The following is a 13,810-nucleotide window of genomic DNA, read 5'->3' on the forward strand; positions in this document are numbered from 1 at the left end:
ATTTACAGGGCTATTTAGATGAAATCGCTTTCAAGTTCAACAATAAGGGAAAGGATTTGTTCAACCTGCTTATCTGTAAAATAATTCAAGGAAGAAATGAAATTGCCACTTTATAGGAAATCGCCCCCAAAAGGGGGTTATGTGCGAAGATTTTAATATTTTCATACCAGTGTTTTATAGCAACACCAATTTAGGTGAAAATACTAAAAACCGCAAACCTTTTATTTATAAGCATTTGCGGTTATTTTTTATTATAGACTTACGGATTTAAGGTTGTAGCTAGTGGCGTTCCGAGTGAGCAGGCAAGAGTAAGAAAATAAAAAGAAGAAAGCTTTTACAGGGATGTAAAGGCTTTTTTTATTCAATCACAAGTTACAAACATGGGGTAGCGATATTATAAAATTATGTATTTTAGGGCAATGAGTAGAAATTACAAATTCCATAACAAATCTGGTCTATATTTTGTGTCCTTCGCTACTATAAACTGGATAGATGTATTCACAAGACAAGCTTATTTTAATGTACTTTCTGAAAGTGTAAATTATTGCAGAAAAGAAAAAAACATGGAATTATATGCCTATTGTTTTATGCCTAGTCATATACATTTTATATTTAGATCAAGTAACGAACAACCTTCGGAATTACTAAGAGATTTTAAACGGCATACTTCAAAAGCAATCATAAAAGCTATTGAAAACAATCCGCAAGAAAGCAGGAAAGAGTGGTTATTATGGATGTTTGAAAGAGCAGGTAAAAAAAATGCATCGACAACTAAATATCAATTTTGGCAACATCATAATAAACCAATAGAACTATGGAGTGAAAAAGTAATTAAGCAAAAAATTGACTATATACATAATAATCCAGTAGAAAGTGGTTTTGTAACGAATCCTATCGATTGGAAATACTCAAGTGCTAGAAATTTTCAAGACGATCATACGGTTTTAGATATAGATACCGTTGGTTTTTTGGGATAAAAATGTAAACATCATATAGTTTTACTTTTATGAAAAAAACGACGTCCCTCCTTCCTTTATTTAAACAATTTATACGTGATAGTGAAACAGGAAAACGCCTTAAGAAAAACGGTGAAAAAATAACAAAAAACACTATTGATAATTACAGATATGTATTTAATAATTTAACTAAATTCTGTATAGAAGCCAATTTTGATTTTCGGATCTGCAATGTTTACAAGCTAACTACGAGAGAATTTATTTCAGAAAAGAACTACTGGAAAAAATTTTATAAAAAGTATACTGACTTTTTATACAAAAAGGGCTGTCACGACAATTATGTTGGCGCAAATATAAAAACGATACGCACTTTTTTTAACTATTTAAAAGATGATAAAAATATTCCAACCAGTGACTTTCAAAAACTATTTTATATTCGTAAAGAAGATATAGAAATTTTAGTACACTCTCCTGAACAACTAAAATTTTTAATACATGATAAAGATTTTGAGAAGTCGCTTACGCCAGCTATAAAACGCACAAAAGATATGTTTGTTTTTGGTTGCACTACAGGTTTACGTATTTCAGATATTAATAAACTGACCAATAAAAATTTTGAAAAACAGAATGATGATTGGTACCTAGAGATTAAGTCACAAAAAACAAAAACTTATAGCTTTATAAAACTTCCTGACTATGCTGTAGCCATTTATAAATATTATAAACCCAAATCATCAAGAATACCCATTTTTAAAAATATTAGTCTTTTTATTTTTAACAGAAATTTAAAATTAATAGGAGAAAAAGCGGGTTATACACAACCTATACATATGACAAGAGAGCGTTTAGGAAAAGCCAAAAATATTACCATTAATGGCAAACAAAAACAGATACGTTTTTGTGATAAAATGAGCTCACATATGATGCGAAGAACAGCCATTACTACACTACTTATACTCGGTATGCCAGAACACTTGGTGCGCAAAATAAGTGGGCATAGTCATGCAAGCAGTTCTTTTAATCGTTATGTGCATTATGCTCAAGCTTATATAGATAAAGAAATTGACAAGGTACATAGTAAACTGGAAAGCTATTGATTAATTTGACTTATTTCTTTGGCTGATTAATAGTTTTCTTTTACTTATATATTATCAATAAAAAGCTCTTACATTTCTGTAATTTTTTTTCTTTAGCCTGTCTCAACTTTAATAACAAAATTTAACTATTGTTAAATATAAAGTATAATTATAAGTAAAGTTATGAATGTTTTAGTTGAAAACTAGAAATAGAGAAGCTACTCTATTTCCAAAGTAATTTCTTCTATATTTTTCTTACTCTTGACTGCTGACTCAGAATGTCACTAGGAAACCCTAGCGGTAGCCGTTACGGTAAACTAGCGCCATCGGGGGGCTATAATTTGTATGTTATTGTTAGTCATTCTGAACAGGATGAAATCATAAACCAATTTACCGAAAAAATCACAGAAAAACTTGATAAAATTGGTAGCATCAAAACTAATTTAGAATAGATTTAAAAAATCATACATCCTAATAGTCACCAATTGGACAAACCTTAAAACTTACCGCATTAAAAAAACGAGCATAAAAGTTATACCCGTTTTGTATCATTAATGCTATTATTATTTTACTCTTTTCTTACTCTTGGATACCAATCTTTACCGCTACTAGCAAAATGCTAGCAGTAGCATGCTATGGAACAGCGGGGTCTTAGTCTTAATAACCAAATTTAACTATTATTAAATAAAAATATAATTATAAGTAAAATTTTAAATAAAGAAGCTACTCTATTTCTAAAGTAACTTCTCTATTTTTTTTTATTACCCTTAAACCTACTCAGTACGCCACTAGTTTTGGAAACTAGCGGTAGCGGGGGTAGATTAGCCTACTCTTAAATTTTTACACATAAAAAAACTACTCTATTTCTAAAGTAGCTTCTTAACTTTTTTTCTTACTCTTAACTCCACTAGTAAATACTAGCGGTAGCCGTTACTTTGATAAACTAGCGCCGTATTAGTGGTTTTAAACGCTAAAAACTGTAGTGAATATAGTATTATATACACTTTTTTAGAAGCACTAATTAATTCAAATTTTATGATTCCCAATTAGTTATGACTAAAATTTGCATTATCCACTAATTTGAACGATGACCAAAGTTATACCCGTTTTGTATCATTACATTAATGTTATTATTTATTTTGCTTACTCCCGCCACTAGTCTTGAAAACTATCGGTAGCGGGGGATTATAAATCACTATCTTTATTATTAAGGCTTTTGCTTTTAATATACCCAAACAATGAAGTAGCAATAATAAAAAGGCTTAACCCTATAGGGTATATATAATCAGCATTTAGAACCCTAAAAATTATAAATATTGAAAGGCAAGCATATGTAACTATAATCGTATCATGAAACAAATTACTATTATACTTACTACCTTTATATTTATCAATTATTTTTAAATATCTCTTGTTAAATAAAAAATAAAAATAATTTAAAGCGACTATTATCAGTGGTATTGCTCCAAACCCTTCTTCACCAATAGATTCTATTGGATATTCACAGGATATTAATATTGAAAATAAATTAATTGCAAATAAAATAGAAATTGCTATTATTGTTGACCATTCAGGAATGGATTTGTTGGTTATATTAGTTGATTTATACATTCTATAAAAGTAATAATCATAAAAATTCATCTTTTAAGTTTTTATTTATAATATCCAATAATACTTTTTTTTATTGTCCTTGCCTAAACTCAAGGTTTTTTGGTAAATCTGTTAAGCCATATTCTCCATTTTCTAGCCTTTTTCTTATATTTTCTTGTCTTGCATCATGTACTGCTTGCTTCCATGTTTCTGTTTCCTTAATAATTGTTGCTCCTGTATAAATAACTCCAATTGGTGGATAAAGCCTTGTTGCTCCTGCTACTACGCCTGTAGTTGCTAACCCAGTAATAGCGTCATCTCTTTTTTGCCCTTCATTTGTTGCTGCTTTATACACATCTTTACCAACGTCATATCCTAACTTTAAATTGCCAATTACTTTTGCTCCATTAACCCAATTTACATTAACTGTTGCTGTTTTATACATATCACCTGTAAATGCTGCGCCATACAACTTAAAATTTGAAGTGCCTCCAAAATTCTCAACTCCATTTAAAGCTAATTCTAAAACCCCATTGTAGTTGATGCTTCCTTGAATATTATTATTAGAATTGGCTAAACCGTTAGGTGGAGCAGGATATCGAGACGCATTTATCGTAACAAGTGAAGATTTAAGACCAGCATATTCCCCATCCCAAAACAGTCCTGTTTGCTCTGTTGGTCCATCAAAATGACCATATCCATCGGGACAAGGTATTTGATTACCATTTGTATCTTCACAAAATCCACCATCAGGGTCAACAAATGCAACAGGATTATTTCCCATCCCAACATATGGAGAAGCAAATTGCCCATAAGGGTCTGTAGTAAGCCATCTGCCAATTCTCGAATCCCACAATCTCAGTTGAAATGAATTCCTTCCTTCACCAATCTCCTTTTCCTTTTCAGCAAACTCTCCCTGATATCCATAGCGGTAGTTGCCCTCGATATTCCTATTCGGCATCGGCATCCCAAAAGGATAGTAATCAAAACCTTGAAAAAATTAGTATTTATAAGAACGTATGCGTTTTTTTAATTCGAAAAAACGACCATTTTAAACGATTTTAGATTGTTTTTTTAATGAAAAATCTCATAAAACTATAATATAAATGTATCAATAAAAATGATAAAAAATAAGTATTTATGGCTATAATTTTACCTTAACTACAGTTTATCTATAAAAACTCAAATCCCATCACATTAATAAGGCAAAACCCTAACGGTATTTTTTATGTTACTTATACTTTAGCTATTTAAAGTCTTTATAGCTGATGAAAAGAATAATAGGTATTATAATATGCTCTGTCATGTGTTTTGCTTTTTCTACAGATGTGCAGAGAAAAGTAATTAGAGACAATGGTTTTGACATTGAATGTTATGTAGCTCAAGAAAAACTATCTAGTTTTAATAAAGGGAAAACATATTATTGGTTTAAATCTGGACAAATACATCAATCAGTATCAACCTCAGGGGGGCTTGTATTACATAAAAAGTATTCTAAATACTATCAATCAAACCAATTAGCAGAACAAGGGGAGTTTAGTTTAGGTTTAAAAATTGGGGATTGGAAAACATGGTATGAAAACGGAACATTAAAAACAAATGAAGTATGGAGTAATGGCTACAAAAATGGTCATTTTAAAGCTTATGATTCACAAGGAAATTTAATAGAAAAAGGAGACTATAAACATAATTTAAAAGATGGCTATTGGATTAATTTTATTAAAGAAGACACCACATATCATAAAAATAATTTTGAATTTAAAGAAAGACCAAAAAATCTTGTAGAACGATTACTTAGAAAAAGAGACTCTTTGGAAAAAGTTCAAATTAAAACAGATAGAATCATCAAAAGAAGGAGTGACTCTATAAACAGAGTGAAACAAAAGTTAAAAAGATTAAACGAAAAACGCAATGATTCTATAAAGCGATTACAGAACAAATTAAAGAGGCGTGAACAAAAGAAATTAGACTCTATAAATAAAAGTACGGGTAAGCCATCTTCTAAAAAGATTTTTTTTAAAACTTTATTTAAAAAGAATAATAAATAGAGTATTTTGGATTAAACTAATCAAAAAAATGGATTGTGTTCGTATTGAGTAAGAAAAACTATTCTAAAAAAATGGAATGGCTTTTTTATTTGTAAGAAATGGTTTGTAAAATTTCATTAGTTTGAGTTATGCTTTTTCCAACTATCCACTCGTTCAAATATCCGGTTTCCGATTTCTACTCCAGTGATTCCAAAATCGTCCCAATCACAGGTTGGCGCAAACCAAATCCATAATTCTGATAAATCCGTTTGGTTGCCAAATTCAATATCGTCAATAAAATCCACTAAATGCGAACGGAAATCTTGAGCAGAGTCAAATCGGTTTGAATATTCGCCTTTGAATTCCGCTAAAATTTTCTCGGCTTTATGCAAGTCCTCGACAAGTTCAAAAAACTCCCGTTTTTTCCAATATTCTACTTTGGAAAGTTGTTTTGGTTTCTTTTTGAGAAATCTGTTTATCATTTTAGCACGATGTTTTTTCAGCTTGCAAGTAACAATTGCATATAGTTAATATTAACTATATATCTATTATGTGAACTAAGATAATAAATCTTCGATGCCTGTAAAGGAATTTGTAGCAACATGCGTATAAATTTCTGTTGTTTTACTAGAATTATGTCCTACTAATAAGATTTGAATATATCGTAAGTCCATCCCTTCTTCTAAAAGGTAAGTTGGCAAAACTATGTCTTAACATATATTATGGATGTACTGATTGGTCAGTTTGAACTTTTTTGGCAGCCTGATTCACAATTTTTAAGACACTGGTAGTACTATTTTTTTCAGGTTCTATGGCTTCAAATAAATATAGCTTTGGTTTGTATATTTTATAGTATTTCCTAAGATTATCAAGAACAGTTTGATAAGACATGGAATACTTTCTCAGATTGCCGCAATTTTTTTCATAAAATCCTATGTCTCAAGAGTATTTGAACTTAGAAAAATAAATGATTTTGAATCAAAAAAATAAAAACAAAACAAAATCTATCAAGACCTATGGATTTAAGACTTAACCATGAGGTTTCCATTAAAATAGCCATTTTTGTGAAATCGCAAGATTTGTAAATTCATTATTTATAAACATGTACACAATGAACTCGTTTAAACTTTTTGTTTTTAACCGAAAATGAGATGAAATTTATTCAGATGAGGCACTTTTTGCAAGGCATAGCAGAGCTACGCATAAGAAAAGTAACAAAATATGGGTAAATTTCGGCCATTTTTTAGGAAATAGAAAAAGTTTAAACGAGTTCAATGAATAAAACAGGAATCTAAATACTGAATTTCGTTTTTTTGACCCAAAAAAAGACAAAACTTATGCTCGACAGTTGGATATGAAACCAGTGAAACCTATGTGCTGCCAATAGGGTAGGGATAGTCGGTTTCAAGAAATTCTTTATTTAATCAATATGTGCAGCAGTCTCACCTCCAATATTATTTTCTCTGTAACCTTCAACAGTTATTTTAAAAGCGTGTGCAAAATCTGATGGAAGATTTGTTGGAGTTTTAATGACTAAACCCCTTTCGTCCCTTTCCCACAGAATGGTTTCATCGCTACCTAAAAGCGCTATTTTCTGTATTTTAGAATTTAACACACCAATTTGAGTGCTTAAAGATTTAACAGTAATTTCATTTTGTGGGGTGTCCATTACAATAATATAAAATTCTCGATCAGATTTTTTCGTAAAGCGAATATCTGTATTGGTGTAAGCTATCTTGTGTTTTTCTATTTTATGTCCTCCTTCAGGCAATCTGGTTGGTCCTTCTCCAAAAATAGTCCAAGGTCGGGTTCCGTAAATAGCATCTCCATTTACACGTAACCATTCGCCCATATCTATAAGTAAATCTTGCATGTCTTGAGGAATAGAACCATCTGGATTTGGAGGCACATTTAATAGCATTATCCCGTTTTTAGAAACGATATCTACTAGAATATCAATCAACTCGTTTGGTGTGGTAAACTTTGCATTAGGCCTATAAAACCATGCGCCAGGAGATGTATCTGTTAGCCAAACGTGCTCTTTTGGTTGGTTAGGACGTCCGCGTTCATAATCTTTAATAGCCGTGGCCTCAGGAAAAGTCGTTTCTTTATAACACACCACAACATCTTTACCCCATTCTAAACCTTTATTATAATAATAAGCTAAAAACTTTTGTCTACTTTCTTCAGTCATATTTTCAAGCCACCAATCAAACCAAATAAGATCAGGTTGGTACACATCAATAAATTCTTTTAATTTTGCCCACCAATCATTATAAAAATCTTCATCAGGTGTATCAGATGCCAATGTATGTGGATTAGTATATAAGTCATAATCTTTAGGATCTATTTTTGCATATTTATGAGCAGGAGCGAAGTACTTCCAGGTAAAGGCATGATGAAAAGACCCCATAAACCTTAATCCTTGAGCTTCAATTTCTTTTTTCAATTCTAATGAAGGGTCTATACCTCCATAGTTCATGGAATTCCAACGTGTTACTTTACTGTTCCACATGGCAAAATTATCATGATGCATCGCTACAGGTCCTGCGAATTTAGCCCCTGATTTAGCAAATAAATCTGCCCATTGTTTAGCATTAAAAGCGGTTGGTTTAAATTCTTTGATAATGTCTTTATAACCAAATTTAGCTGGATCTCCATATTTTTTATTGTGATGGATAAAATTGCTTGTCGGTTTTCCATTTCCAGTGGGTACTTTTTTACCATCTTCATACATTTTCATACCGTGCCAGCCCGCATAGAATGTTTTTGGATCTGATCCAACAAATGCGCTTGATACAGGTCCCCAATGTGCATAAATACCAAATTTAGCATCTTGAAACCATTCTGGGGCTTGATTTACTTTTTTTAAAGATTCCCAACTCTCTGTAATTTTTTCTTCTTTATGTTGAGTTTGTGCATATATTTTATTTTGATAGTTGGACGAGATTCCAACAACTATTAAAATTAAGCTGGTTTTAATTGCTTTTCTGTATTTCATATATCTACTATTTTAAGCGTTTATACTATTATGATGCTTTTTTCCTTTTTAATTAAAATATTCAGGAAATTTTTCTTTAATATCTAGGGTGTCTCCTGTTTTCTTTTGCCATCTTTCAAAATCTTTCGCCATTTTTTTAATAGTAGATATTGATGATTTGGCATTGATGAGATTATTAATCTCCCAGGGGTCTTCTTCTAGATTGTAAAATTCTGACACTCCAGTTTCTGGGTACAAAATCAATTTTTTGTTATCACTTATAATTCCTCTTTGATCATTAAACATCGCTAGATATATGGATTCATAAAGATTTTCCTCTGAATTATTAAGCAGTATTGGTTTTAATGATTTAAAATCTATATAATTAGGGATTTTATTGCCTATTAAGTCTAAAAGTGTTGGGTAAATATCTTGCAGATAAACACGACCTTCTTTTTTTACATGTTTAGGAATCCCAGGACCCATTATTATAAGTGGTGCTTTTGCACTTACATCGTAAATACAAACCTTTCCTGCTACACCATTTTCTCCAAAATTTATACCATGGTCAGACATAAATACTATAATAGAGTTTTCGTATAGCCCATTGATTTTTAAAGATTCCATAATAGCTCCGATTTGTTCATCCATATGCGTTACCATAGCGTTGTTTTGTTGGTAACGCCCTTTCATTGTTTTAAGATTTAAGGGGGCGGAGGTATAGTTGTATTTTATATTTGGATTCAATTCCCCCGCTTTTACACTTGGTGGTAAAATAATTTCATCTTTTGGATATAAGTCATAATATTTCTGTTCGGTTTGCCGTGGTACATGAGGGGCATTAAATGCTATGTAAAGAAAAAAAGGAGTATTTTTTGTTGCTGCTTTATTAATAAATGAGATAGCTTCTTTGCCAACAATATCGGTATAATGACCTTTTGGTGAGTTGTATGTTTTTAATTGTCCAGGTAAGATAGTGCCATGAGTATCAAATATATCTTTGGGCTTTTTCCCCAAGGCATGCCATTTTCCCGTAAAGTAAGTATCGTAGCCTGATGCTTTTAAACGTTCTGTTAATGATAGACCAGGAACATTTGAGGCGTTTATTTTTGAAGCCTTCCAAAGATAAGTGCCGTGTAAGAGCATCGTTCTACTTGGAATACAAACAGCAGGGGACCAACAGCCCATATTATAAGCATTTGTAAAGTATACCCCTGAAGCTGCAATTTTATCAATATTAGGGGTTTTAATGGTTCCAAAGCCATAAGCACCAACAGCTAAATTACTTTGGTCGTCAGATTCTATTAAAATAATATTTGGCTGCCCAATTAAATTGTTCCAACAGCATACTAATAATATTAGACCAATTTTAAACCTCATTTAGTTTCTGTCTTTTTAGAATTTATAGGAACAAGAGTGTAAGACCTCACCCAATCATAATATGTAGTGTTTTTGGTGTTATCTGCCAGTTCTTCTGGAGTAGGAGGGGATTCCCAGTTATAGGTTTCTGTAACCAAATGCATATACATAGGTTTGTTAAATGGATGGCTTCTATAGTCTGTACTTGGATTCATGGTAAATTGATAGACGCCATCTAAATAAATTTTGATAGTATTCGCGTCTACCCACCAGCAACCATAAACATGATAAGCTTCGTTAGCAGGTGGATGTATTTCAGTAGGTGGAGCACTGGCAGATTTTGAGGTTTTTTTTCCATTGCAATCGGTATGAAAAATATGTGTATTTGAATGTAGCTTTGTTCTAAAATCGAAACCGGTTTTTTGTTTTCCTACCACTTCAACAATATCGAGTTCTTGTACTTCAAACGGGCAATCTTTTGTGTCTGGTTTGTTTTTCATCCAAAACGTTGAAGACATAGTAATGCTTGATGCTTTCATGCGTGCCTCGTAAAAACCATACAGTGCATCTTTAGCAACAGAAGCGACTGCACCTCCTGCTATATTATATTTTTTGTCATTTTTTAATACTGAATTTTTAATTTGTAGATTCCCTTTTTTAACGGATACCGAATATGCTCTAAATGTAGCAGGTGCTCTTCCATTGACCCAGTAAGGAGATCTACTGTACCATTTGGTCTTATCTAATTTTTTTCCATTGAATTCATCGGAAAACTTTTCATTTTTAACCCATTTAAACCCTTTGGGTGGTTCAGGCGTTTGTGCTTTTAACACACTGTGTAAAATGCTAAATAATGCGATACAGATAATACGTTTCATAGAATATTTAAATTGATAATTTTATCATTAAAATGTTTAACCTTACATTTTATCGCCCACACAAAATCTTACTGATTGACAAATTTAAATACTGTATTATTTGTTTAATCCAACATATGATTAAGAATATATAACGAATGTGTTTTCATGTATTGGTAACTCTATAGTATTAGGATAAGAGATGATTTATAAATAGAATTTCTATAATTCTTTAATTGATTCTAATTTCCGAATAGCATATATCTTACGATTGAGACTAATAAGGTTTTAGAGTTTTATATTGGTTTTTATAAATTTTGAAGCTCCTAAGTCCAAGCTTCTTTGGGATGGTAAAGCCCCAGAGATATAAATTGTATAATTTCCGTTTCGTTCTACAGATTCACCATTTTCATTAAATTGATTGAATGTTTTCCTGTTTAGTTTAAAAGTAAGTGTTTTGGTTTCGTTAGGATTTAATGTTATTCTTTTAAAGGATTTTAGGTCAAAAATAGGATCTATTTCATTTGAAAGCGGAGAGCTAATGTAGAGTTGTACCACTTCATCGGAAAGTGTATTTCCAGTATTCGTAACATCAACAGTAACCTCATAATTTGAATCGACATCCAAATTTTTATACTCAATCGAGGTATAAGTTAAACCAAAACCAAAGGGATATAATGGCTCTTGCGTCATGTACTTATAAGTCCTACCTTTCATATTGTAATCTTCATAAGGTGGTAATTGATCTACAGACTTTGGAAATGTAATTGGTAATTTTCCAGAAGGGGAGACGTCTCCAAACAACACATCGGCAACGGCATTACCACCTTCTTCTCCAGGGTACCAGACAAATACAATGGCATCAACCAAATCATGAAGCTCTGGAATGGCGATTGGGCTTCCTCCCGTTAACACTAATATTAAAGGCTTATCACCATTATTTCTTATTTTTTTTATAAAATCTATTTGGTTTTGTGGCAGTTTTAAACTGGTTCTATCGCCTTTATCACTAGAGGCAAGAGCTTCTCCTTCTTCACCTTCCAACAACCCGGATATTCCCATAACGGCAATACAGGCATCTGCAGATGCTGCTTCACCAGTAGTCCAATCTATGGGGTTTACATTTTTTCTAAAAGGTAGGACTCCCGATTTATAATTAATGGTAGTACCTAGGCTAACTTTGCTCACAATGCCATCTAAAATGGTTTGTGTAGTACTGGTAAGGCCATAATAATTACCCAGTAAAACCTCTTCACTGGAAGCACTAGGACCAACAACATAAAGATTTCTTATGTCTTTTTTAAGAGGCAGCACATTATTTTTGTTTTTTAGCAATACAATCGATTTTTGAGCAACTTCTCTGGCCAATTTTCTATGTTTATCGGAATCTACTACTTCTGAAGTAATATGGTCGTAAGGATTAGAGCCTACAGGGTCAAACATACCTAATTTGAATCGGGTCAGTAAACTTTCCTTTAACCTTTTGTCTATAAGTTCTGTAGTGATTAATTTTTGGTTTAATGCACTTTTCAAGGTACTGTAGACATTTCCGCAGTTAATTGTGGTACCACTTTTTAAAGCTAGAGCTGCAGATTCCTCAGGTGTTTGTGTTACTTTATGAAATCTATGAAAATCACTAATTGCTCCACAATCGGACACGATATAGCCTTTAAATCCCCAATCATCTCTCAAAATATCTTGCAATAAATATGGGCTACCACAACAAGGTTCTCCCAAAGTTCTATTATAAGCACCCATAACACCTTCTACATTTGCTTCTTTCACCAAAGCTTCAAAAGCAGGTAAATAGGTCTCAAAAAGGTCTTTTTTATTGACCACGGCGTTAAATTCATGTCGAAATTCTTCAGGACCGCTATGTACTGCGTAGTGCTTAGCACATGCTGCTGCTTTAATATAATTAGGATCATTCCCTTGTAAGCCTTTTACAAAAGCAACTCCTATTTTGCTTGTTAAAAAAGGATCTTCTCCATAGGTTTCTTGACCACGGCCCCAACGGGCATCCCTAAAAATATTGATATTTGGCGACCAAAACGTTAAACCTGCATACCTGCTTCTATTGCCAACCTTTATAGCTTCGTTATATTTTGCCCTAGCTTCATCAGAGATCGCTGTTCCTACTCTTTTAATAAGTGCATCATCAAAAGTGGCACCAAATGCTATAGCTTGTGGAAATACAGTGGCTCTACCATTTCTTGCTACGCCATGTAATGCTTCATTCCACCAATTATACTTTGGAATATTTAGCCTTTCAATAGGCGGGCACACATCAAGTAATTGAGATGTTTTTTCTTCTAATGTCATTTCAGAAATCAATACATCGATGCGTTTCTCATAGGAAAGAGCTGTATTTTGCCATTCAAATTTAGGTTTAGTACTTGTATTTTCAGCTGCATCAATGTTTTTCTTATCAGTTTTACAAGATAAACAAATCATCAAAATAAATATCGTATAGCTTATTCTGTTCATAATATTTAAAATCATAGTTCTAAAAGATTTTTTTTAGTCTTTTATAGAGTCAAAACAATAGTAAAAGCGAAATCGCAGGGCCTCTCTTTTGGCATGTTTACCACTAATCCCTCGTTGTTCTGTGACCATTCGATGGATTCCCCGCTCCCCAAAACATGAACCTCGGAAATGTCCAGGTTCTTGGCATGCTCGGCGTTTTTGGCAAGCGAAGCGATGTTGACCTTGCCATGTTCCGGCCAATCGAGAACAATGGCATAAAGTTTATTGCCCTTGGATGTAAAGCGGATATCCTTAGAGGTAAACCCCTGGTTGCTGCCCTCGGAATGGTGCCCTTTCTTTACTTCGGTGGGACCCTCCCCGAATGCTTTCCAGTACCTGGTCCCGTAAATGGCATCGCCGTTTACTTCCAGCCACTTTCCTATTTTTAGCAATATCTCTTTTTGGTCTTCCGGTATGGTGCCATCGGATTTTGGTCCCA

At 32.7% G+C, this 13,810-nt stretch carries 12 protein-coding genes and 1 pseudogene; 4 read left to right on the forward strand and 9 right to left on the reverse strand.

All coding sequences use genetic code 11. The features are described 5' to 3' along the window. Positions 1–419 precede the first annotated feature (419 nt). From EM932_RS20440 to EM932_RS20995, 3 genes are all read left to right on the forward strand, one after another. Complete coding sequence (locus EM932_RS20440) at positions 420–977, forward strand: REP-associated tyrosine transposase (RefSeq protein ID WP_135879077.1); 558 nt, start codon at positions 420–422, stop codon at positions 975–977. A gap of 29 nt (positions 978–1,006) precedes the next feature. After that, positions 1,007–2,053: a tyrosine-type recombinase/integrase gene (locus EM932_RS20445; protein ID WP_135879068.1), complete on the forward strand. Its 1,047-nt coding sequence runs from the start codon at positions 1,007–1,009 to the stop codon at positions 2,051–2,053. Between the two features lie 257 nt (positions 2,054–2,310). Then, positions 2,311–2,484 (forward strand): hypothetical protein, encoded by a 174-nt coding sequence (locus EM932_RS20995; protein WP_170179863.1) that lies wholly within the window; start codon positions 2,311–2,313, stop codon positions 2,482–2,484. A 733-nt stretch (positions 2,485–3,217) separates the two neighbouring features. Here EM932_RS20995 and EM932_RS20450 read toward each other — a convergent pair. Both EM932_RS20450 and EM932_RS20455 read right to left on the reverse strand, forming a co-directional pair. Beyond that, a complete protein-coding gene (locus EM932_RS20450; RefSeq protein WP_135879069.1) occupies positions 3,218–3,673 on the reverse strand; it encodes a hypothetical protein in 456 nt (151 codons plus the stop codon). Positions 3,674–3,713: 40 nt separating this feature from the next. Then, positions 3,714–4,592 (reverse strand): annotated as a pseudogene (locus EM932_RS20455) (RHS repeat-associated core domain-containing protein); the annotation flags it as partial. Positions 4,593–4,890: 298 nt separating this feature from the next. Here EM932_RS20455 and EM932_RS20460 point away from each other — a divergent pair. Then, a complete protein-coding gene (locus EM932_RS20460) occupies positions 4,891–5,670 on the forward strand; it encodes a toxin-antitoxin system YwqK family antitoxin (RefSeq protein ID WP_135879071.1) in 780 nt (259 codons plus the stop codon). A gap of 116 nt (positions 5,671–5,786) precedes the next feature. Here EM932_RS20460 and EM932_RS20465 read toward each other — a convergent pair whose 3' ends face one another. From EM932_RS20465 to EM932_RS20495, 7 genes are all read right to left on the reverse strand, one after another. Next, positions 5,787–6,131 (reverse strand): hypothetical protein, encoded by a 345-nt coding sequence (locus tag EM932_RS20465; protein WP_135879072.1) that lies wholly within the window; start codon positions 6,129–6,131, stop codon positions 5,787–5,789. 75 nt (positions 6,132–6,206) lie between these two features. After that, a complete protein-coding gene (locus EM932_RS20470; protein ID WP_135879073.1) occupies positions 6,207–6,350 on the reverse strand; it encodes a tyrosine-type recombinase/integrase in 144 nt (47 codons plus the stop codon). A 719-nt stretch (positions 6,351–7,069) separates the two neighbouring features. Further along, entirely contained in the window at positions 7,070–8,650 is a 1,581-nt protein-coding gene (locus tag EM932_RS20475; protein ID WP_135879074.1) for an alpha-L-fucosidase, read from the reverse strand. Positions 8,651–8,698: 48 nt separating this feature from the next. Continuing rightward, positions 8,699–10,009, reverse strand: coding sequence for a sulfatase-like hydrolase/transferase (locus EM932_RS20480; protein ID WP_135879075.1), 1,311 nt, complete (start codon positions 10,007–10,009; stop codon positions 8,699–8,701). Then, positions 10,006–10,866, reverse strand: a complete 861-nt coding sequence (locus EM932_RS20485) for a family 16 glycosylhydrolase (protein ID WP_135879076.1) — start codon at positions 10,864–10,866, stop codon at positions 10,006–10,008. Before EM932_RS20485 ends, EM932_RS20480 begins: the two co-directional genes overlap by 4 nt. A 267-nt stretch (positions 10,867–11,133) precedes the next feature. Continuing rightward, positions 11,134–13,332, reverse strand: coding sequence for a glycoside hydrolase family 3 C-terminal domain-containing protein (locus tag EM932_RS20490; RefSeq protein ID WP_211344333.1), 2,199 nt, complete (start codon positions 13,330–13,332; stop codon positions 11,134–11,136). 41 nt (positions 13,333–13,373) lie between these two features. Further along, positions 13,374–13,810: alpha-L-fucosidase C-terminal domain-containing protein (locus EM932_RS20495; protein ID WP_317129379.1), on the reverse strand; the 437-nt coding region annotated here is incomplete at its 5' end.

This window comes from Flavivirga rizhaonensis, assembly GCF_004791695.1.
In the GTDB taxonomy this organism is placed as follows: Bacteria; Bacteroidota; Bacteroidia; order Flavobacteriales; family Flavobacteriaceae; genus Flavivirga; species Flavivirga rizhaonensis.